The organism is Marinobacter sp. M3C, assembly GCF_023311895.1.
Lineage (GTDB): Bacteria > Pseudomonadota > Gammaproteobacteria > Pseudomonadales > Oleiphilaceae > Marinobacter.
This window is the reverse complement of sequence record NZ_CP092284.1, coordinates 669,009-688,929: the sequence shown is the minus strand read 5'-3', so window position 1 is coordinate 688,929 and position 19,921 is coordinate 669,009. Positions and strand designations below refer to the sequence as shown.

Genomic DNA, 19,921 nt, shown 5'->3' with positions numbered 1-19,921 from the left:
CGCCTCTTATGTTCCATCAGAAGGAGTTCTTGCTTTGAGTTCTGTAGATTCCCAGCAACGGATATTGTCGGGCATGCGTCCGACAGGCAAGCTTCATCTTGGCCACTACCACGGTGTGCTTAAAAACTGGGTGAAACTCCAGCATGAGTTCGAGTGCTTCTTCTTTGTCGCCGATTGGCATGCATTGACCACGCAGTACGACGATCCATCTAGTATTGAACAAAGTGTGTCGGACATGGTTATCGACTGGCTTGCCGCAGGGGTTAACCCGGGTTCGTCCACTCTGTTTATTCAGTCACAAGTGCCTGAACACGCCGAGTTGCACCTGCTGCTGTCGATGATTACACCCTTGGGTTGGCTTGAGCGCATTCCGACCTACAAAGACCAGCAGGAAAAGCTGCGCGAAAAAGATCTCGCCACCTACGGGTTCTTGGGGTATCCGCTGCTCCAGTCCGCTGACATTCTTATGTACCGGGCAGGGCGCGTACCAGTGGGTGCCGATCAGGTTTCGCACGTCGAATTTACGCGTGAAATCGCACGTCGCTTTAATCACCTTTATGGGCGTGAGCCGGGGTTTGAAGACCAGGCCGAGGCGGCCATCGTGAAAATGGGTAAGAAAAACGCGAAACTTTATCGCAACCTGAAGAAACGTTATCAGGAAGAAGGTGATCTGAATTCGTTAGAAACGGCCCGTGCTCTTTTGAAAGAGCAGCAAAATATTTCCTTGGGGGATCGCGAGCGCCTGTACGGCTACATTGAGGGTGGTGGCAAAGTGATTTTGCCGGAGCCTCAAGCGTTGTTGACCCCTGACTCAAAAATGCCAGGATTGGACGGGCAAAAAATGTCCAAGTCCTACAACAATTACATTGGCCTGCGGGAAGCGCCGGAGAGCGTAGCGTTGAAAGTACGCACCATGCAGACCGACCCGGCGCGGGTGCGTCGAACCGACCCGGGCGAGCCGGAAAAATGCCCGGTGTATGCCATGCACAAGGTTTATTCCGATGCGGACACCCGCAGCTGGGTGGAAATCGGCTGTCGCAGCGCCGGCATCGGCTGCCTGGACTGCAAAAAACCACTGATTGACTCCATTGTGGAAGAACAGCGGCCCTTGCACGAACGTGCGGCCGAGTACGAGGGCAATCCGGATCTGATTCGTTCCATTCTAGAGGAAGGGCGCGAACGCGCTCGCGACGCAGCCCGTGACACCCTGGGCGAAGTGCGCTCTGCCATGGGCCTGAGCTATCGTTGAAGTGCTGGCGGGCCCAGCAGCCCCAGCCGGTCCGGCGGCAAAGCCACAGGGAGTGAGTTCGCGGCCCTTGGTGCTGATAGCGGGCAAACCGCTGGCGCAGTTGCCGCTTGATCTTTATATCCCGCCAGACGCTCTGGCGGTGTTTTTGGATGCGTTTGAAGGCCCTCTGGATTTGTTGTTGTACCTGATTCGGCGCCAGAATATGAACATTCTGGAAATCGACGTCAGTGCCATTACCCGCCAGTACATGGAATACATTGCCGTTGTAGAGTCCATGCGATTTGAGCTGGCGGCGGAGTATCTGGTGATGGCGGCCACGCTGGCCGAAATCAAATCCCGGATGCTGCTGCCGCGGCAGCAGATTGAAGAAGACGAAGAAGACGATCCACGGGCAGAACTGATTCGCCGTTTGCAGCAGTACGAACGTTTTAAAAAAGCGGCAGAAGACATAGATCAGATGCCGCGCCAGGAGCGGGATATTTTTGTTGCCGATGCCGGGATGCCAAAACTTCCCTCGGTACGCAGCCATCCTGAGGTGGCTATGGCGGAGATTTTACTGGCACTGCAAACCGTGCTCAAACGTGCAGACATGTTTAGCAGTCACCACGTTGAGCGAGAGAAACTGTCGACCCGTGAGCGCATGTCGGCGATTTTGGCTCGGCTGCAACAAGGCGGTTTTATTCGTTTCGAAAGCCTGTTTCTACCAGACGAAGGGCGTCTGGGGGTTGTTGTCAGTTTTTTGGCAATGTTAGAGCTGGTAAAAGAGCAGCTGATTGAGCTGGTTCAGGCTGACCCGTTTGGCCCCATTCATTTACGGGCGCGGGTTGCGGTCTCAAAGCCCTGATTACTGGTGCAACGAATTATGATGAGTGATGCTGCCTTACCTGTTACAGGGATTATCGAAGCGGTTCTGCTGACAGCGGGTAAGCCGTTAACGGTGCAGCAGCTCAGAGAAGTGTTTGACGAAACCGAGCGGCCAACTCATAAGGCAGTGGAGCAGGCATTGGTGGAATTAGAACAACTTTGCTGTGGTCGTGGTATTGAGCTGAAAAAAGTTGCCAGCGGTTACCGCCTTCAGGTGCGTGAATCTTTCGCTCCCTGGGTGGCTCGGCTGCTTGAAGAAAAACCACCGCGTTATTCGCGGGCACTATTGGAAACACTCGCATTGATCGGTTACCGCCAGCCTATTACCCGCGGTGAAATTGAAGATATTCGCGGCGTTGCGGTAAGCAGCAATATCATTCGTACGTTGGTTGAGCGAGAGTGGGTACGAATTGTAGGTCATCGGGAAGTACCGGGCCGGCCAGCTATGTATGCCACCACTCGGCAATTTCTTGACTACTTTAACCTAACAAGCCTGGACCAGTTGCCGCCCTTGTCTGATAGTCGGGATCTGGACGCGATCGGGCGCGAAATTGAGCAGAAAATCGAACAAACACCATTTCACTGATGCAGGCCCTGCATCGGTCCGTTATTTAAGGATTAACCCATGGCGTCAGAACGCCCCTGGACTACCGGCAAGCCGGCAGCCAAATCAGCATCGAATGCGAACAAGCCGAACGCTAATCGCCGTAACCCAACCAAATCATCGGCAAAAGCGGCGAAGCCAGGCAAACCTGCGCCAGAGGCGCTGGCGACTGTGCCAGTAGGCGGTCCTGAGCGAATTCAGAAACTGCTGGCACGTGCCGGTGTTGGGTCGCGGCGCGAAATTGAAGGCTGGATGGACGCGGGTCGCCTGTTGGTCAATGGCAAACCCGTTACTCCAGGCCAGAAAGCCACGGTGAGCGATGTTTTTGAACTCGACGGCAAGCGCTTGGAAGTTGCCGCCGCTGCTGAGGTTTTGCGCCGGGTGCTGATTTACAACAAGCCAGAAGGCGAAGTAACCACTCGCAAAGACCCGGAAGGGCGCCCAACCGTTTTCGACCGGCTGCCGCGATTGCGTGAACACCGTTGGATTTCTATTGGCCGGCTGGATTTGAACACCACTGGTCTGGTGATGTTCACCACCGATGGCGAGCTGGCTAACCGGCTTATGCACCCTTCTAGCCAGATTGATCGGGAATACGCGGTGCGTATTTTTGGTGAAGTAGACGACGCCATGATTGAGCGCCTGCGTACCGGCGTCACTCTGGAAGACGGCGAGGCTAAATTTAGCGACATTTCTGCCGCCGGCGGCACCGGTATGAACCGGTGGTTCCACGTGACTTTGTTGGAAGGGCGCAACCGAGAAGTGAGGCGCCTTTGGGAATCCCAAGGCGTGCGCGTCAGCCGCTTGAAACGGGTTCGTTACGGCTCAATATTTTTGCCCAGCAGGTTAACCGTGGGTAAATGGGAAGAGTTGGATCAGAAAGCCGTGGATTTGCTGAGCCGCACGGTTGGCTTGGCTAAAATGGCGGTTCCGCAACAGACACCGGATGAAGCGGCGGCGCAGGCGCGCCAGCAAAGAAAGGCAGCTCCGGTAACCAATCGCAGCAATCGTGCGGCAGGCTCCCCTGGTTCAAAAGCGGGACAAGGCGCTCGCAAATGGGCGGTTGCAGACTCTAAACCCCAGCGTAGCGGCGGCAAAGCGCGCACAGATAAGTCCCGCGGTTAAGTGCCCGAGGTTAAAGCTGGCGTTAAACAACAGAATGCCATCAGCTAATGGTCGCAAACACGCGCGTGCAGTTGCGGCCTTGGTCTTTAGCTCGATACAGAGCTTCGTCTGCGCGCGCTAGCCACTGCCCTGTGCCTTCACCAGTGCGGTGAAGCGCAACGCCGCAGCTGGTGGTCACCGTCACTGAATGTTCTCCGCAATCAATTTGTAAGGCTTCAATGGCTGAGCGAATACGCTCGGCCACATCGACTGCATCAAGCTGATCGGTATGAGGCAATAGCGCCGCAAATTCTTCGCCGCCGAACCGGTATACGCTGTCGGAGCTGCGCACTGCGGATTCCAGCGCTTCTGCCGCGCGCTTAAGTACAATGTTGCCTACCACATGGCCGCAGTTATCGTTTACTGCCTTGAAGTGATCGAGGTCGCACAGTATCAATGAGTAAGTCTCGTTGTGACGGCCGGCTAGCAGCTGAGCTTTTTGCAAGGCTTCGTCCATGGCGCGTTTATTGCCAATCCCGGTCAGTGAGTCGGTCAACGACGCCAGCTCCATGGCGCTGAACTGACAGGCGTTGCGCAGCGGGCATATTGCCGCACCAATCAGTATTTCAAGGGCTTGCAACTCATCGCTACTGAAGCGTTTACGCCGATGCAGTGACAAGGTGCCATAATTCTCGCCCTCCAGGTTCAGGCGGAACTCGCAGCGGTGAGGGCCACCCATGCCAGTGGTAAACATAAACTCTTGACGCGCAAATTGGTGGCGGTACTGAAAGGCATCAAAAGGAACAACCTGTACCATTTCTTCTGCCAGTATGGTCAGCTGTGCTTCCAGCTTCAGGGTGGTTGAAAGTCGGCGTACCAAGCGGTTGAGAATACCGGGTTCGCTGTTCCATTCCTCAAAATTCTGGCGCAACTCTGCCAGTTTTTGTGGCTGTGACGCTGTAAGCGGGAAAGGCGAAATGTGTTTCACGGTGGCTCAACTCACTCTGTCATTGCGTGGCAGTTTGCACACTGGGTAGCTGGCAAATTTAAAGCATATATTGTGCCTATTTTATAAAAAATTAATAAATCAGTACCTTGAGAATAATTTTTGGAGTTTTCTTTCAGTTTTGAGGCTGTTATTGGATTTTTGCCAAAAAATCGGCAGGCGCACCTCGCTGGGTCCCTGTGTGTTAAACTCAGCCTTTCGTCACCGATGCCATCATGAGTCGAGTTTCATAGTCTATGCGGTTGAAATCCATAAAGTTGTCAGGGTTCAAGTCGTTTGTGGATGCGACCACGGTAGCGTTCCCGTCAAACATGACAGCGGTAGTAGGGCCAAACGGCTGTGGCAAATCGAACATCATAGATGCTGTGAGATGGGTCTTGGGTGAAAGCTCAGCCAAGTATCTGCGCGGTGAATCCATGACCGATGTGATATTTAACGGCTCGAGCGCGCGCAAACCGGTGGGCCAGGCCGCGATTGAGCTGGTGTTCGACAATCACAATGGTTCGGCCCCGGGTGAATTCGCCCAATACAGCGAAATTTCTGTGCGCCGCCGGGTGTCCCGCCAAGGCCAATCTGATTACTTCCTCAATGGCACCAAGTGCCGCCGCCGCGATATTACCGATCTGTTTCTTGGTACAGGCCTTGGGCCGCGCAGCTATGCCATCATTGAGCAGGGCATGATTTCCCGGTTGATTGAAGCCAGGCCCGAGGAGCTCAGGGTTTATATAGAGGAAGCTGCTGGCATCTCGAAGTACAAGGAGCGTCGCCGTGAAACCGAAAACCGCATTCGCCGCACCCAAGAAAATCTTGAGCGCCTGAGCGATGTGCGCGCCGAGCTCGGCCGGCAACTTCAGCACCTGGAGCGGCAAGCGGTTGCCGCTGAAAAGTACAAAACCTTCAAGCAAGACGAGCGTCGTAAACAAGCCGAACTTGCCGTGTTGCGCTGGCAGCATCTAAACACCGAGCTGCAATCTTGGCATGGGCAAATTCGTGATACCGAATTGCAACTGGAAAAGCACCTGACCGGACGTATTCGACTGGATACCGAGCTCGAAAATATGCGTGCAGAACATCAGCAGCGCAATGAGCAGTTTAACCGTACCCAGGCGCGCTACTACGAAGCCGGGGCAGATATCGCTCGGCTTGAACAAAGTTTGCAGAACAACCGCGAACGCAGCCGTCAGGCCGGCCTGGAAGCTGATCAGGCACTGGCCAGCGAACGCGAGCTGGCCAGTGAGCTGGAGCAAGACAACGACAAACTTGTAGCGTTTGAAGAAGAACTGGCAATACTTGAGCCAAAGCAGGAAGAGTTAAGCTTGCGGGTAGAAACCGCTGGTGAGCAGCTCCATAACGCCGAACACGCCATGGCCGACTGGCAGCAACGCTGGGACGATTTCAGCGTTCGTTCAGCAGACGCGCGTCGCCAGGCCGATTTGGCACAATCGAGCATTTGCGCTTTCGAAAACGCTATCGAGCAGCTGCGGCTGCGGGATCAACGGCTGCAGCAGGAGCACCATACTCTGCAGCAGCAGCTGGATCACGAAACCCTTGATGAACAGCGCGAACTGCAGGTTATTGTTGGCCTGAAGCGCGAAGGCGCACAGCAAATCATTGAAGATAGCCAGCAGCAGTTGCAACAGCAGCGTTTGCAGCAGCAGCAAGCCGAACAGCATCAAAATCAGCAACGCCAGCAAGTTCAGCGCCTTGACGCCATTCTTGAGTCACAACAGCAACTGCTGGGAGAGCAGCTGGGCAATACCAACGGTGCGCTGCAAGACTGGCTGAACCTGCATCAGTTGGCACAAGCACCACGCCTTGCAGCCGCTCTGGATATTGATGATGGCTGGGAATTTGCAACGGAACAGGTGCTTGGTCGCCTTTCCCACGGCTTGGTATTACCGCAGCTTGCAGCGCAACTGACGCTGCTTGACGATGCCCCCGCTGGCGCTGCGCTGGTGTCTGCGGATGCTAATGCCGATGCGCCAGCAGAATTACCAGAGGCCACCAGCCTGGCTGCCAGAGTACGCGGTAATGCGGCCATTACTGATGTATTGGCGAATATTTTGGTGGCAAACAGCCTTAAGCAAGCGCAGCAACAGCAGCGGCAGCTGCAACACGGACAGAGTGTGATAACGCCGCAAGGGGTATGGATGGGGCGCCACTGGGTATTGATGCCCGCAGCCGATGCCAGCCAGACTGGGGTGATCGAGCGTCAAAAAACCGTACGGAGTTTGAACGCACAATTGGCACAGGCGCAGCGGAAGCTTGAGTTGGCCGAAACGACGAGCGCAGATGCAAGTCAGGCATTGGAACGGACAGAACAGAAGCGTGAGCAAGCCCGTCGCGAACTGACCGAGGCAGATCAGCACCTGGGCACCATTGCCGCTCAGCTTGGCGCCCTGCAAGCCCGTAGCGAGCAGATTACCCAGCGTTTGACTCAGATTGACGCTGACGCCGCGGAGTTAGAGTTCGAGCGTGAGCACCAACATCAGGAGCTGGAGTGCGCACGGGAAGAATGGCAGCAGGGACTTGAGGCAACAGAGGAACACGACGAGCACAAAGAACAGTTGCTGGGGCAACGTGACGGACTGCGAGAGAACCTCGATCAGCTGCGCCAGCAGGCTCGCCACGAACGCGACTTGGGCCACCAGCTGCAACTTACGCTGCAGAGCCTGAACAGCCAGAGCGACGGCTTGCGCCAGACCATCAGCCGCGCACGCCTGCAACAGCAAAGGCTGGAAGAGCGCCTGGAGCTGTTGCGGCAGTCCCGCGAGCAGGCGGAAGAGCCTTTAGAAGACCTTCAGCTGGAGCTGGAAGGCTTGCTGGAGCGCAGGCTTGCCGAAGAAGACAAACTGTCTGAGGCCCGCGAGGGGCTAGAAGACCTCGACCGTCGGGTGCGCGAGGCAGATCAGGGTCGCAGCGGAGCCGAGCAACAGATCCAGCAGGTGCGCGCCACGTTGGAAACGCAAAAAATGGAATGTCAGGCGCTGGAGATTCGCGCTGGTAACCATTTGGAGCAGCTGAGCGGGTTGAACATCACTTTGCACGCTGTGCTTGAACAGCTGGACGATTCTGCCAGTGAGCAGGAATGGTCTGAGGAACTGGAAAAGATTGCCAGTCGAATACAACGTTTGGGCGCCATTAACCTGGCGGCTATTGACGAGTTTCAGGTGCAGAGCGAGCGTAAAACCTATCTGGACAGCCAGCACGAAGACCTGACCGAAGCGCTGGAAATCCTGGATGGCGCCATTCGCAAGATTGACCGTGAAACCCGTCAGCGTTTTAAAGAGACCTTTGATCGGGTTAATGAAGGTCTGCAGGGTTTGTTTCCCAAAGTTTTTGGCGGAGGCCACGCCAGCCTGGAACTGACAGGTGAGGATTTGCTGGAAACCGGCGTTACCATCATGGCGAGGCCACCGGGTAAGAAAAATAGCACCATTCACCTGTTATCCGGGGGTGAAAAAGCGTTGACTGCCATTGCTCTGGTGTTCGCAATATTTCAGCTTAATCCGGCGCCTTTTTGCATGCTGGACGAAGTGGACGCTCCGCTTGATGATGCCAATGTTGGCCGTTACGCGAATTTGGTGAAAGAGATGTCAAAGCAGGTACAGTTTATTTACATTACGCATAATAAAATCGCCATGGAGCAGGCTGATCAATTGATGGGTGTGACCATGTACGAGCCGGGTTGCTCGCGACTGGTTACAGTAGACGTGGAAGCCGCCGCTTCGCTGGCCGAGGCCTGATTGGGCCGCGAGTATGACAATCCAGCCATAAGCCGTGGTTGTACGTTGTATTACGCCGGTTCAATTTTTATAGTACCCACTTTGATAGTACCAAATTTGCTAGTATCGATTTTAATAGCACCGACTTTCATAGTACTGACTCTGATAGTAACAACATTCTCCGATCCGCAAACAGGACAGCAGCACTATGTCACCACTTAGGGAATGGCTAATCGCCATCGGTACCCTGGTCATTATTGGTATTGTCGTTGACGGCATTCGGCGCATGCGCCGCGCGCGCAAAGAGTCTTCGGCTATTTCCTCTGGCATGGGCGTTGATAACCTGCAGGATTCGCCGCTGGACGAGCATTTCAACCCGGAATTGCCATCAGGCGGTGCTCGAACCATTGCCCGCAACGAGCTGGGTCAGGATCGTACGTCCAAGAAAAAATCACGAACTGCGCCCCACGTGCAAAAACCGACTCGGCCGGTAATCGCAGCTGGCCGAAACAAAAGCTCTGAACCTGCAAAAGTGGCAGCGGCGCCCAAATCTCATTCAGCGTTTGTGACCGCTGCTGATAGCACCGAAGCTGATAGTATTGAGCCTAATAGTATCGAACCTAATAGTATTGAAGCTGATAGTGCCAAAGCAGATCGCGACAGCAGCGAATTTACCGAAGCGCCGCTGAGTGGCATCCACGATCAATGGGAACCCGAGCCTTTCAGCGCAGACGTAGGCGATACCCATAACTTCGAAAGTGATTACCCTGATATCCGCCACGCCGATGAAGACGCAGATCCACCTGTCATTGAGACGGCTGAGCCCAAACCCAAACTGGCCCCTCTGCCCCGCGACCCTTCCCAGCCTTTGCCAGGTGCCAACCGCCCGCCGGCCAAAGAAGTGATTGTTATCAACGTACTGGCCCGCACCGGTGAGGAGTTTCAGGGCCCGGCTCTGCAGCGGCTTCTGGAAGCTTGTGGCCTGCTATACGGTGATATGGACATTTACCACCGCCACGAAACCACCGATACCGCAAGCCCTGTGCAATTCAGCGTAGCCAGCGCAGTTGAGCCGGGCACCTTCAGGCCCGCAGAAATCGCGGCTCTGAGTACGCCCGGCATCAGCTTTTTTATGAGCCTGCCAGGGCCGGGTAATGCCCTGCAGGCTTTTAACTTCATGTACGAAACAGCGCAGGCCGTGGTGCGTAATCTCGGAGGTGAACTGAAAGACGAACGCCGCAGTGTGATGACATCACAGACCGCTGAGCACTGCCGCCAGCGCATCCGCGAATTCGAGCGCAAGCAACGTTCAAAACGGGATTAACATGAGCTCAGTCAGTACCAGCGTGCGCGACCGGGTTGACCAGCTGCGCACAACCATTACCGATCACAATCATCATTATTACGTGCTCGATGATCCGCAAGTTCCCGACGCCGAATACGATCGGCTATTCCGTGAATTGCAGGCGCTAGAAGCCGAGTATCCGGAATGGGCGATGGCAACGTCGCCGACCCAGCGTGTAGGCTCTGCGGTCGAAACCAGCTTTGCGGAAGTGACCCACCGTATCCCCATGTTGTCTTTGGATAATGCCTTCAGTGCCGACGAGTTACGGGATTTCGATCGCCGCGTGCGCGAGCGCCTGAACCGGGGCAATACCGCGGGTGAAGACAGCACTAAGGAAGAGGGCTCAAAGGAAGAGAGAACCATAGAGTACGTGTGCGAACCCAAGCTCGACGGCCTGGCGGTCAGTCTGCATTATCAGAACGGAGAGCTGGTTCGGGCTGCCACCCGCGGCGATGGTTACACCGGTGAAGATATTACCGCCAATATACGGACCATTGCGTCTGTGCCTCTTACCCTGCGAGGTGAATCTTTTCCACAAATCGTAGAGGTGCGAGGTGAGGTGTATATGCCCCGCGCCGGTTTCGACCGGCTGAACCAGCGATTGGCTGGGCGCGGTGAGAAAACCTTTGTAAATCCCCGTAACGCCGCTGCCGGCAGTCTGCGCCAGAAAAAATCCAGCGTGACCGCCAGGCGCCCATTGGAAATGTGCGCTTACAGCGTAGCGGTCACCGACGAGTCATCGCTGCCGCCCACACATTGGGAAGGTTTGCAGCAAGTCAGTGAGTGGGGCTTTCGCATCAACCCTGAAATGTCTCTCGCCATCGGGGCTGATCAGTGCCTTGAGGCTTACGAGGTATTGATGGCCAAACGCGACAGTCTGCCTTATGAAATCGACGGTATTGTGTTCAAGGTAAACCGTCTGGATCTTCAGCAGCAGTTAGGCTTTGTCAGCCGCGCGCCGCGCTGGGCCATCGCACAAAAATTCCCGGCTCATGAAGAGCTGACGATGGTTGAAAGCGTGGAGTTTCAGGTCGGCCGTACCGGCGCTATTACGCCCGTGGCCCGCTTGAAGCCGGTGTTTGTCGGTGGTGTTACGGTATCCAACGCAACCTTGCACAATATGGACGAAGTACGACGACTGGATTTGCACATCGGCGATACGGTATTTATTCGCCGCGCTGGCGATGTTATCCCGAAAGTGGTCAAAGTGGTGCAAGACAAACGGCCCGCCAATGCCGGCGTAATAGAGCTTCCGGCGCAGTGTCCGGCGTGTGGCTCTGACATTGTGCAGATTGAAGGCGAAGTGATCGCCCGCTGCTCTGGTGGTCTGTTTTGCCCGGCTCAGCGCAAAGAAGCCATTCGCCATTACGCCTCACGTAAAGCACTCGACATAGAAGGCTTGGGTGACAAGTGGGTGGATATTCTGGTGGACAGCGAAAAGGTGGAAACCATTGCCGATCTGTATCGGCTGCGTAAAGCAGATTTGACCGGGCTAGAACGCATGGGCGACAAGTCTGCCAGTAATTTGATTGCTGCTATTGACGCTTCCCGCCAGCCGTTATTGTGGCGGTTTCTTTATGCGTTGGGTATTCGCGAAGTGGGCGAGGCAACCGCCAAAAGCCTTGCTGGCTATTTTGGCAGTTTGGAGGCTATTGCCGAAGCCGATGAAAACGCCCTGCAAGCAGTGTCTGATGTTGGGCCCATTGTGGCCGGGCACCTGCATGTGTTTTTTGAGCAGCCCCATAACCAGGAAATTCTGCAGAATTTGAAGCAGGCCGGCGTCATCTGGCAAACCCAGGAAATTACCGCGGCTAGTATGCCTCTGCATGGGCAAACCTGGGTGCTGACCGGCGCTATGGAGCAGATGACCCGCGACCAGGCAAAACAAATGCTGGAAGGTTTGGGCGCAAAAGTGGCCGGCAGCGTGTCGAAAAAGACGGCGTGCGTGGTGGCCGGTGAAGCGGCGGGTTCCAAACTGACCAAAGCGCAGCAGTTAGGCGTTGAGGTTCTGAGTGAGCAGGGTCTATTAGACCTGCTGCGTGGGCATGGCTTAGAGGTCTGATTGCCCTTGATTGCATCAAATGGCAGGGTTGGTGTTATTGGCCGTCAGACGTCAGCTTGATAACTGCCTGAATCGGCATAAAGGCGCAGATAGTCGATGCTGGTAACGATACCCACTGGCTCGCCAGATGTATCAATAATCAAGGCTGCATCCAGCTGGTGTGCCAGCATCAGTCGCGCTAACTGATGCGCATCGGTTTCCGGAAAAGCGGTTAAAAATGCCGGCAGCTCGATAGTTGCCAGGCTTTGATCCGCAGCCTTGCCCGGGAACTCGTTGGCCCAAGTCAACAGCCAGAGTTCGTCTACCATTCCTGCAATGATGTTACCCACCGTAACCGCTAAGTGGCGAGTCTGGTTCTCCCCCATGGCGACCAGTGCCTCCGCCAGAGTGGCTGTTGCCGGTACCGATGGTACGCCCGACACACACATGACAGACACTGGCAAGTAGGCGCGCTGCTCTATAGGTTCGCCGGCGGTACTGCGGCCATACTGTTGGGCTTTACGTTTGCCAGCCTGCACTCCAGCCTGGAATTCCGCGTCTGTTGTTTCGCTGTACTCCGGGTTTATTTTTGCGCTTTCGGCCACCTCGCTCACGTCTCCCACCCGGCGGTTGCGAAATATTTCTGGCAGGCGCGTTCCTATTGGCCGGCCTGGTTCACTAACGTGGATAGACATGGGCGTTTCCCTTATTCCTGCTGTAAAACGCGCTCGACACGGAGTCTGTGTGCCAATGCATGGGGTAGGGCCGCTGGCTGGCTACACATGCGGTCAGCCAGGTATTCTGCCAGCAGCGGTGCGTAGGTCAGGCCCTTACTGCCGAGACCGGTGAACATCCAGGCGCCGGCATTAGTCTTCATGCTGTGCGTAGCAACGGCGCCTGCCACCGGTTGATAATCGTGGGTAGTGCAGCGAAAAGCCACTCGCCCTTGCAGAATTTCGCCCGCCACAGCCGGGTGGTTTATGTCTACTACGCCCGGTAGCAAGCGGTCCAGTTCCGTCAAATTTTCCTGATGACTGGCGGTGGTCGGCAGCGGGTTTCCATCGCGTAGGTCGAATGTGGCGCCGGTTACTGCTATGCCGTCGTGCTGTGGGTTTAAATAGCGTGAACCACAAATAACGGCGCTGGGCGAGGTGATCGCAGCCGCGGGTAAATGGCTGACTTGCCCGCGGATGGGTTTTAGACGCAGGCGCTCGCCAGGTGCCAGCCATGCCTGGGGGAACAGTTCGGGGGTTTGTGCACCCGCGCAGATAACCAATTGATCTGATTCTAGATTAAAGAGTTCATCGGACCCCGTCGCCGCATCGCTCTGTCGCGCACTAATTTGCCATAAGCGGTCGCTTTGGATCAAGCCGGTTACCCTGCAGTGGGGGTGCACTGTAATCAACGGATGTTGCACCAAGGTCTGGCACAATTGCGACGGCGCCAGCCATCCGCCCTGGGGAAACCAGAGCCCGCCGCGATGAACCGTTACACCCACCAAGTCACTGGCTTGTTGCGCCGTCACCGGATACAGCACGCCGGTGGGATAGTGGTTGCGGGCCAAAAATTTATGCTGGCGTTGTTGTTCGTGGTCGTTAAAGGCCAGTTGTAACAGGCCTGTAGCGTGGAAAAAGGGCGCGTGACCGGTGCTGCTCTGGTGCGTTTGAAACTGCTGGTAAAAACGCCCTGCGAACAGCAGTGCAGACAGCGCTAGCGCCGTTTGCGGCGAATAATCCACACCCAACTTGGCGTAAAGCGCACCCTGCTTATTGCCCGAAGCGGCTTGGCCTGGCGCCAGTGAATCCAGTATTTGCACAGGCACTCCGCGTTCTGCCAGGTTGCGCGCCAGGCAGGCACCGGCAATGCCAGCGCCGATAATCACCGCGGAATCCGGGCGGTAGGCTGGCTGCGGATCGGGTTTGTTCAGGTCGTGCCAGGCGTCGCCTTGCGGGCCGAAGTGCAGTGTCAGTCGTACTTGCCCATCCGCAAATACCAATCGGTGCAGGCCCGCCACGGCGGGTGGCCAGGCTTGTACCAGCTGCTCGCTGAATTTCGCCAGTTGCGGCCAGAGTGAGACTGCACGCTCGAGATCGTCGCGGCTAAGGGGGTGTTGCTGGTGGGCAATAAAATGCAGAACATTGCCGGGCTCAGGGCGTTGAGCCATCCAGTTCTGCCAGCAGGCCAGAAAGTTCAGCCCGAGGTCGAATTCGCCCGCGGCAAAAACCGTCTGCTGAGAGTGGGTGACTCGCTCAACGTGCTGTATCTGTATTTTCTCCAGACTGAGCTCGTCATAAATCCGGTTATTGGCGCCGTTTAAGTAAAGCCTGCCACTCCCCAGCCAGGTTACTTCAGCGTGAGCAAGGGCCGGCCCGATCATTGATCACTGGAATCAACAATCGACATGCTTTCAATCCTAATCGTCTGAAGCGGAACATCATTCATGCCTTGGCGTGGCCCGGTTTGTAAAGTGGCTATGGCGTCAACCACGTCCATGCCGGAAACAACCTTGCCAAACACCGCGTAACCTGCACCGCGCGAGTTGGGGTTAAGGAAGTCGTTATCGATCAAGTTGACAAAAAATTGGGCCGTAGCCGAATCTGGCGCATTCGTCCGCGCCATGGCGAGGGTGCCACGCAGGTTTGGCAGAGAGAGAGTGGCTTCGTTGCGGATGGGCGGGCTGGTTTGCTTGCGCTGCAGCTGTTCAGTGAAACCGCCGCCTTGAATCATAAATCCCGGAATCACCCGATGAAATACGGTGCCTTCGTAATAACCCGAACGCATGTATTCCATAAAATTAGCCACGGTTTCCGGTGCAACGTCTGGCCTGAGTTGAATCGTAAAACGGCCTTCGGAGGTTATCACGTCTACTTTTACCAAATCCTGTGTGCCGAGGTCGCTGGCGCTGTCGTCAGCATTGGCGGTGCCGGACATTGCGACAGATGCGGTCAGAACGGAAAAGCAAAAGGCGGAAAGAAAACGTTTTACAGCGGGCATACTCTGGCTACCTTGGCAAATTTGGATTGAAAATGTGATTAAAAGACGGCAGCAAAGCGCAACAAATCACTGGCGCTTCAGGCGCTGGCCAGAATAGTACTGGATGACACCGTCGTATGCTGGCCACCAGCACCGTAGAGTTTCTGCCGGCTGCTGGCACCGCGCACTATATCACTTAATCTGGCCAGGCGTTTTTGCATGTGGGCCATTACCCGGCCGTTGTTTTGATTCAGCTGCTGGCACTGGGTCAGTGCCTGATCGGCCTGTTGCCAGAGCTGGTGAAGTTCGGTTAAACCAGCGGCGGCAATAAAGCGGGAAGGATTACCGCTCTCAGGACGAAAGCCCATTGCAACCAGAGCGTGAATCTTGAGTTTGGCGCGTTCGCGAATTTGCTCTAGCTGAGCGTTCTTTTTGTCAGTCAGTGCTTGCAGCTGTTTCATGTCAGAGGTAGACAGCAGTTCTTTTTCATCGCGCAAAAGATCCGCCATAGCAGACAACTGGCGGATATCTTGCGCAAGAAGGTGTTTCAGATCATCAAGAGCGGCCATAATTTATTTACCCGAATATGCTTTTATCCATATCAAGCATTTTCTGGGCCAATTGTTGAGCGTCTACCTTGTAACTGCCGTCTTCCAGAGCACTGCGAATCTGAGCGATCCGCTCATCGTCCATTTCCGGGAAGTCGCCCAGTTTCTGCTCTAGCTGTTTGAGATCGCGGGCCTGACTGCTCAAATTAACACTCTCACCGCGGGCCTGAGTGCTTTGGGCCGTGGCCTGCTCCGCCGTAGCGGTTTTGACCGCGCTGCCGGCTTTATCGGCGGTGGGGCGCTGAGTGTTGATTTGGCTTTGGTTGATTCCATTGAAGTCAACGGACATGTTGGTACCTGCTGTATTGGTTGCGGCGCCGATCGGGGCGCAAAATATGGTCTATGACTGAGTAACGGCGGCGGTCAAAAAAGCTTTAACATATTTTTACAAAAAAGTAGCCGGCTAGTTTTTGCCGCTTGTGTTTTCGCGGCAAGGGCCTCTGCGATGTAACGGCAAGAAAGTGCCGGGCAGCGTCGCCTGGTTTTTCGTTCGTTTCTTACATCGGAATCAGCACCTGGCCAGGCGCAGTCACCCGGCCTTTGATAGTCCTCGAAGACTGCAGGTTTTCTACCAGCACCTGCTCACCAATCGCCGCATTGGCCAAGGCCTTTCCGCGCGAACGCACTGTAAAAGAGCCGCTGCTGGCGGTGATCATAACATGGTCGCCACGCTCCACGGCATCGGGTGCCGAAAGTAGATCCGGGGTGATCAGCGAGCCACTGTTAATGGACCGACGAACTTCCATACCGATGATTAACTGCGCTTCAGCAATGGTTCCACGGCGGCTGGCATTCACCACAACGGTCTGCTGGCTTAACATATCGGCGCGAAGGCGCTCGCCGCGGGCGAGTGGGCGGCTAGCCACCAAAGCCAGTCCCCGAATGTCTACGGTAGCACCCAGATACATGCGCCATGGTCGCTCGCCGCTGCACTCGATTAACATAGAGGGCTGGCCGGATTTCCAAGGGTCACCGCTGAAATGAACGCTCAGCGGACCACTGCAGGCAGCCAATGACAATCTGGGGTCGGGTTTTGCACTTTCATAGCTGACTTCATAGCCTGCAGCGGCCTGTTCTGTGGCAAACTGTTGCAAAAACAGATTAGCCGCAGTGTGAATGTCATGTGCGGTAGAGTTTGCCAGTGCAAACGGGCTTAGGCATAGGCCGAGAAGGGCAGTGACAAGAGTGTGTTTGCGCATATATATGAAAGCGTCCTGTTTTGCCGATGTGTTGGTAAAGCCGGTTGTGCTGCGAAAAATTCATTCCGGTGGCATCACGATTTGCGGGCACTGGCCGTTAAACCTGACATGCGATAGCGATATTTTGGCGCATGTGAGAAAAATTGCTCTTTCAAGACACTTGAGAAAGCAAAAACTGTGCCGGTTAGCCCGGCCGTCGGGAGAAAGAACTATGGCAGGTGTATTGGACAGCGTGAACCAGCGTACGCAGTTGGTCGGAAAAAACCGGCTGGAGTTGCTATTGTTTCGGCTCCGCGGGCGCCAGGTTTATGGCATTAACGTGTTCAAGGTAAAAGAGGTATTGCAGTGCCCTAAGCTGTTCAGCATTCCCAGCAGCCTACCGGTGGTTCGCGGCGTGGCCTACACACGCGGCGCGACTATTCCGATTATTGATTTGGCGATGGCGATTGGTATGCCGGCCATTCCTCAAGAAGATCTGGTCACCAGTTTTGTGATCATTACCGAGTACAATCGCAAAACCCAAGGCTTTCTGGTGAGTGGCGTGGAAGGCATTGTGAATATGAACTGGGAAGATATTCTGCCACCGCCTAAAGGCGCAGGCCGCGATGTATACCTGACAGCCGTCACAAAAATTGACGACAAACTGGTTGAAATCATTGATGTAGAGAAGGTTCTTTCGGAAGTGGCTCCGTTAAAGGAAAACGTTGGCGAAGACATTCTCAGCCGCAGTGCAGGGCGGGTACAAGGCCATCTTCCGGTGTTGGTGGTGGACGACTCGAATGTGGCCCGGCGGCAGATTGAACGTTGTTTGAAAGCCATAGGTATGGAAGTTGTTGCCCATAATGATGGCAAGCAGGCTCTGGACTATCTGACGGAGATCACCGCCGACGGTTCCAAAGCGACGGACCATCACTCGATGATGATTTCCGACGTTGAAATGCCTGAAATGGACGGCTATACACTGGTTGCGCGCTGCAAGGAAAATCCGCTGATTAGCGAACTGTTTATTATGCTGCATACTTCCCTGAGCGGCGTGTTTAACAAAGCGATGGTTCAGAAAGTGGGGGCAGACGATTTTATGGCGAAATTCAGCCCAGACGAACTGGCCGAGCGGGTTATGGATATTATTGATGGAAAATAAACGTGTTACTTCACAGGCTGTCAGAATCGAGAATGCATGAAATCTGAAATCACTCCTCAGGAATACGCGGCGTTCAAGACCTTTTTACAAAACGCATCGGGCATTCTGCTGGGCGACAATAAACAGTATCTGGTGAAGAGCCGGCTGCGCCGGATTCTGGAAGACAATCAGCTTGGCTCTCTTGGCGAGTTACTTGATCGCCTGAAGCGTCCAGGCCGCAATAATTTGAGTGAAGTGGTTATTGATGCTATGACCACCAACGAAACCTTATGGTTTCGTGATAATCACCCGTTCCGCATTTTACAGGCTATTTTGTTGCCTGAGTTTGCAGACCGTAAAATGTCGCAACCGTTACGTATCTGGTCGGCGGCATGTTCTACCGGACAAGAACCTTATTCCACAGCAATGGTGATTGAAGAATATCGCCGCCTGCGGCCCGGGCGCCTGCGTGACGTGAAGATTGTTGCCACCGACATTTCCAAAACGGTTCTCGATGCGGCGCGCCGCGGCGAATACGAAACCATTGCCATTGGCCGGGGCTTGTCGCCGGAGCGGCAAAAACAGTTTTTTACCGCTGCTGTCAACGGCAGTTGGCAGATCAAACCACAGATAAAAGCGATGGTGGAGTATAAGGAAATCAACTTATTAGAGCGGTATCTTCTAGGCAAGTTTGATATTGCCATGTGCCGCAACGTGTTGATCTATTTCTCCGCGGAGCACAAACGCGACATTCTTACCCGTATTCACGCGTCGTTGAACCCAGGCGGTTATCTTATACTGGGCGCATCGGAATCCCTTACGGGGTTAACTGACTTGTACGAGATGGTCCAGTGCAGTCCGGGTATTATCTACCGAAAAAAATAAACTATGCCATTGAATGTCTGGGTGTTAATTGCGGCACAGGCGATGGCCATGTGTACGGCGCCATTTATTGTGTTTATTGGCAGTATTCAGGGCCGGGCGCTAGCTGGCAGCCCTGAATATGCGACCTTGCCGGTAGCGTTCGTGGTGGTCGGTACGGTGTTGTCCATCAAGCCCGCCACCTGGCTTATGGCTCGCGTCGGGCGCAAGCCGGTGATGCTTTTGGGCACTGTTATGGGCGCGGTCGCTGCTGGAGTGGGTGCGCTGGCTTCCTGGCAAGGTGCTTTTTCCCTTTTGTGTCTAGCGGCGGTACTTGGGGGCAGCGGCCTTGCAGTTGTGCATCAGTACCGCTTCGCCGCTATGGAATCTGTTCCCCCCAAACTGGCCAGCACTGCAGCGGCCCGCGTTCTGTTAGGTGGATTGGTTGCGGCCTGGGTCGGTCCGGAAATTGCCTCGATTGGTGGTGACGATACGCTGCACCCCTTTCTGGCCAGCTGGCTGGGACTGGCAGCGGTTCAGCTTGCTGCCATGATCATATTGGTGCTCGGTTACCGCAGCAGCGGCGAACTACCGCGACCGGTGCATGAAGGCGGTGGTCGGCCAATGCGTGAAATTCTTGCAAATCCGGTGATATGGGTTGCTATTAGCGCTGCTGCGGTGGGTTACGCGACCATGAGCTTCATTATGACGGCAACGCCCTTAAGCATGACCGAAATTGCAGGGCACTCCCTGAATGATGCCAAGCGTGTTATTCAGTTGCACATTATGGCTATGTACTTGCCATCCCTAATAAGCGGCTGGTTGATTCGAGTGGTAGGCATAGGGCGCATGATGTTAGCGGGTATGGTTGCCTATCTGATCTGCATTGCCCTGGCGGTCAACGGCGTCAGCTTTCATCATTACTTGAGTGCGTTGATTTTACTGGGTATAGGCTGGAATTTTTTATTCGTTGGTGGTACCAGTTTGTTGCCGCAAGGCTATAACGATTCTGAGCGTTTCCGCGTTCAGGGACTGAATGACATGATGGTTTTTGGCTTTCAGGCCGTTGCGTCCATGTCAGCCGGCCTGGCCTTAAGCTCCCTCGGCTGGGGCGGCCTTTTGCTGCTTGCGATCCCACTTTTACTGTTGCACTCTGGACTTATGCTTTTTTGGTATCTGCGACGCAACTTGGCCATCACGCAGTTGCCCTGATACTTTTACT

At 54.9% G+C, this 19,921-nt stretch carries 17 protein-coding genes; 10 read left to right on the top strand and 7 right to left on the bottom strand.

Going from position 1 to position 19,921, the window contains the following annotated elements; genetic code table 11:
• Positions 1-34 precede the first annotated feature (34 nt).
• The 4 genes from MIH18_RS03025 to rluB are packed head-to-tail and all read left to right on the top strand — an operon-like array spanning position 35 to position 3,842.
• Complete coding sequence (locus tag MIH18_RS03025; RefSeq protein ID WP_283164824.1) at positions 35-1,249, top strand: tryptophan--tRNA ligase; 1,215 nt, start codon at positions 35-37, stop codon at positions 1,247-1,249.
• A gap of 52 nt (positions 1,250-1,301) precedes the next feature.
• Positions 1,302-2,093 (top strand): ScpA family protein, encoded by a 792-nt coding sequence (locus MIH18_RS03020; protein WP_249008650.1) that lies wholly within the window; start codon positions 1,302-1,304, stop codon positions 2,091-2,093.
• 18 nt (positions 2,094-2,111) lie between these two features.
• A complete protein-coding gene (gene scpB / locus MIH18_RS03015; RefSeq protein ID WP_249008651.1) occupies positions 2,112-2,699 on the top strand; it encodes an SMC-Scp complex subunit ScpB in 588 nt (195 codons plus the stop codon).
• A gap of 39 nt (positions 2,700-2,738) precedes the next feature.
• Positions 2,739-3,842, top strand: coding sequence for a 23S rRNA pseudouridine(2605) synthase RluB (rluB, locus tag MIH18_RS03010; protein WP_249008652.1), 1,104 nt, complete (start codon positions 2,739-2,741; stop codon positions 3,840-3,842).
• Between the two features lie 40 nt (positions 3,843-3,882).
• Here the strand turns inward: rluB and MIH18_RS03005 are convergent, their stop codons facing one another.
• A complete protein-coding gene (locus MIH18_RS03005) occupies positions 3,883-4,809 on the bottom strand; it encodes a GGDEF domain-containing protein (protein WP_249008653.1) in 927 nt (308 codons plus the stop codon).
• 254 nt (positions 4,810-5,063) lie between these two features.
• Here MIH18_RS03005 and smc point away from each other — a divergent pair, with 254 nt between their 5' ends.
• From smc to ligA, 3 genes are all read left to right on the top strand, one after another.
• Positions 5,064-8,573, top strand: coding sequence for a chromosome segregation protein SMC (gene smc / locus MIH18_RS03000; RefSeq protein ID WP_249008654.1), 3,510 nt, complete (start codon positions 5,064-5,066; stop codon positions 8,571-8,573).
• Between the two features lie 187 nt (positions 8,574-8,760).
• Complete coding sequence (gene zipA, locus MIH18_RS02995) at positions 8,761-9,876, top strand: cell division protein ZipA (protein ID WP_249008655.1); 1,116 nt, start codon at positions 8,761-8,763, stop codon at positions 9,874-9,876.
• Position 9,877: 1 nt separating this feature from the next.
• Positions 9,878-11,959 (top strand): NAD-dependent DNA ligase LigA, encoded by a 2,082-nt coding sequence (gene ligA, locus MIH18_RS02990; protein ID WP_249013900.1) that lies wholly within the window; start codon positions 9,878-9,880, stop codon positions 11,957-11,959.
• A gap of 44 nt (positions 11,960-12,003) precedes the next feature.
• On the opposite strand, the gene MIH18_RS02985 is transcribed toward ligA, so the two are convergent.
• The 6 genes from MIH18_RS02985 to flgA form a co-directional block, all read right to left on the bottom strand.
• Positions 12,004-12,633, bottom strand: coding sequence for a CBS domain-containing protein (locus MIH18_RS02985; protein WP_249008657.1), 630 nt, complete (start codon positions 12,631-12,633; stop codon positions 12,004-12,006).
• A gap of 11 nt (positions 12,634-12,644) precedes the next feature.
• A complete protein-coding gene (mnmC, locus tag MIH18_RS02980; RefSeq protein WP_249013899.1) occupies positions 12,645-14,315 on the bottom strand; it encodes an FAD-dependent 5-carboxymethylaminomethyl-2-thiouridine(34) oxidoreductase MnmC in 1,671 nt (556 codons plus the stop codon).
• Positions 14,312-14,932 carry a peptidylprolyl isomerase gene (locus tag MIH18_RS02975; RefSeq protein WP_249013898.1) on the bottom strand — a complete coding sequence of 207 codons (621 nt, stop codon included), beginning with the start codon at positions 14,930-14,932 and terminating at the stop codon, positions 14,312-14,314. Before MIH18_RS02975 ends, mnmC begins: the two co-directional genes overlap by 4 nt.
• A gap of 77 nt (positions 14,933-15,009) precedes the next feature.
• Positions 15,010-15,480, bottom strand: a complete 471-nt coding sequence (locus MIH18_RS02970) for a flagellar protein FlgN (RefSeq protein WP_249013897.1) — start codon at positions 15,478-15,480, stop codon at positions 15,010-15,012.
• A 7-nt stretch (positions 15,481-15,487) separates the two neighbouring features.
• Positions 15,488-15,808 carry a flagellar biosynthesis anti-sigma factor FlgM gene (flgM, locus tag MIH18_RS02965; RefSeq protein ID WP_249013896.1) on the bottom strand — a complete coding sequence of 107 codons (321 nt, stop codon included), beginning with the start codon at positions 15,806-15,808 and terminating at the stop codon, positions 15,488-15,490.
• A gap of 208 nt (positions 15,809-16,016) precedes the next feature.
• Positions 16,017-16,718, bottom strand: a complete 702-nt coding sequence (flgA, locus tag MIH18_RS02960) for a flagellar basal body P-ring formation chaperone FlgA (RefSeq protein ID WP_249013895.1) — start codon at positions 16,716-16,718, stop codon at positions 16,017-16,019.
• A gap of 211 nt (positions 16,719-16,929) precedes the next feature.
• On the opposite strand from flgA, the gene MIH18_RS02955 reads away from it, so the two are divergent.
• From MIH18_RS02955 to MIH18_RS02945, 3 genes are read left to right on the top strand one after another with little or no spacing between them, the layout of a single operon-like run.
• A complete protein-coding gene (locus MIH18_RS02955; protein ID WP_249013894.1) occupies positions 16,930-17,859 on the top strand; it encodes a chemotaxis protein CheV in 930 nt (309 codons plus the stop codon).
• Positions 17,860-17,895: 36 nt separating this feature from the next.
• Entirely contained in the window at positions 17,896-18,723 is an 828-nt protein-coding gene (locus tag MIH18_RS02950; protein ID WP_249008664.1) for a protein-glutamate O-methyltransferase CheR, read from the top strand.
• A gap of 3 nt (positions 18,724-18,726) precedes the next feature.
• On the top strand, positions 18,727-19,911 hold the full coding sequence (locus MIH18_RS02945; RefSeq protein ID WP_249013893.1) for an MFS transporter: 1,185 nt from the start codon (positions 18,727-18,729) through the stop codon (positions 19,909-19,911).
• Positions 19,912-19,921: the final 10 nt, after the last annotated feature.